The 1643-nt window shown below is 65.6% G+C and carries 3 protein-coding genes; all 3 read right to left on the bottom strand.

The window, feature by feature from the left end:
• Positions 1 to 67: 67 nt before the first annotated feature.
• On the bottom strand, positions 68 to 391 hold the full coding sequence (locus ACLQ24_RS29555) for a class I SAM-dependent methyltransferase (RefSeq protein ID WP_425895018.1): 324 nt from the start codon (positions 389 to 391) through the stop codon (positions 68 to 70).
• 3 nt (positions 392 to 394) lie between these two features.
• Positions 395 to 664, bottom strand: coding sequence for an acyl carrier protein (locus tag ACLQ24_RS29550; RefSeq protein ID WP_425895017.1), 270 nt, complete (start codon positions 662 to 664; stop codon positions 395 to 397).
• Between the two features lie 18 nt (positions 665 to 682).
• Positions 683 to 1643: acyl-CoA desaturase (locus ACLQ24_RS29545; RefSeq protein ID WP_425895016.1), on the bottom strand; the 961-nt coding region annotated here is incomplete at its 5' end.

The raw sequence follows: 1643 nt of genomic DNA, 5'->3' as shown, positions 1-1643 counted from the left end.
AAGCCTTGTTCGGCAAGCCAGAAGTCCGCTACGCAGCCGGCTAACCACGGCACCTTTGGGTTACTGGTCAATAAGCGGCTTGTTCCTCGCTGAGAGTCAGACCGACGGAACGGCGTACCGGTACGGCCGACAGCCGCTCCAGGATCGAGCCCCACCCGCAGCCGATGTCGAGCACGCTGCCTGCGCTCTGGGCCTGGACGGCGTCCAGGTGATACCGCAGCTTGCGATCCTGAGCCTGGGCCAGGGTGTCCGCCGAGCCGGCCCACATCGCACACGAGTACGTCAGCGAGCCGTCCAGCCAAAGACGGTAGAAGTCGTTGCCGATGTCGTAGTGGTGGCGGACCGCCGCGGCCGCCTCCTCGACCCGCCGCGTCGGGCTCTCGGTCGGCATGTCTCAGGCCCCGCCCAGCCGAAGCTCGGTGTACAGGTAGGCCGCAATCGACTCGATGTTGGAGTCGTCGAACAACGTCTTGGACGGAACCTCGACGCCGAAACGCTCCTCGATCTCGATCAGCAGCGAGACGGCCAGCGCTGAGTCGAGTCCGAGTCGATCAAACGTCACGGTCGGGTCGATCGTCTCGGCCTGCACGCCGAGCAGGGCAGCCACCTGCTCCCGGCACCAGTCGCGGATCTGGTCGCGGGTGAACTCCACACGGGACGTCATAGTGCTCGTTTCCTCTGGTCAGACGATGCGTTTGGCGGCGCGGCGGTCCGGCGCCGGAAGCTTCACGCCGGATGCCAGTCCGGCGGCGGTCAATCCCTTGATCACCCAGAAGCCGGGGTCGAGGCGGTACCAGTCCAGGCCGAACGACGGCGAGTCGGGAAAGGCGTGGTGGTTGTTGTGCCACGATTCACCCAGGCTGATCAGCGCGAAGATCCCGCCATTGCGGCTGTTCTCCCGGGACTCGTACGGCCGGGAGCCGAACATGTGCAGGAACGAGTTGATAGCCCACACGATGTGTTCCAGGATGAAGATTCGTGCCAGTCCGCCCCACAGCAGCCCGCTGACCGCGCCCTCCCAGCTCAGCGTGACCAGGCCGCCGACCACGGTGGGCAGCAGCAGTCCGAGCGCAACCCAGTGGAAGTAGTATCGCGCGACGCGTACCAGCTGCCGTTTCTTCAAGAGGTCGGGCGCGTAGTGGACGATGTTGGGATATTCGTGCCGCCGCATCCACAGGAAGTGCGAGTGGACGAGGCCGCGGACACGGCCCTTCCACCCGTCGCCCGACAGGTTGGGCGAGTGCGGGTCGCCCGCGCGGTCACTGTTCTCGTGGTGCCGGCGGTGGATCGCCACCCACGAGATGAGGCTGCCCTGCCCCGCCATCGATCCCAGCACCGCCAACACAGCCATCACCGAGGGCGCGGCCTTGAAGGTGCGGTGGGTGAAAAGCCGGTGATAGCCGACCGTGATGCCGAGCCCGGTCAGCAGCCACATCACGAACAGCAGGCCACCCTCAAGCAGCCCGAACGGCCGGACCCAGAGGAACGCGATGGCGAGCGCCATACCGACGAACGGTAGGACGTCGAAGAGAAGGAAGTGTCGGCGCTGCAACCGGTGCAGGTACGGGTTATTGACCAGTAACCCAAAGGTGCCGTGATCGTTGTCCGTGTATGGGTGTTGCGGTACGTGATGCGCGGCGGCT

Origin of the sequence: Micromonospora sp. DT4 (assembly GCF_049841675.1) — a bacterium.
In the GTDB taxonomy this organism is placed as follows: Bacteria; Actinomycetota; Actinomycetes; order Mycobacteriales; family Micromonosporaceae; genus Micromonospora.
Note: the sequence above shows the minus strand (reverse complement) of the source record. Positions and strands in the feature narration are given on the sequence as shown.

Coding starts and splice junctions, on each gene's coding strand:
- ACLQ24_RS29555 (WP_425895018.1), bottom strand. CDS start 391: ATGCCGACCGAGAGCCCGACGCGGCGGGTCGAGGAGGCGGCCGCGGCG.
- ACLQ24_RS29550 (WP_425895017.1), bottom strand. CDS start 664: ATGACGTCCCGTGTGGAGTTCACCCGCGACCAGATCCGCGACTGGTGC.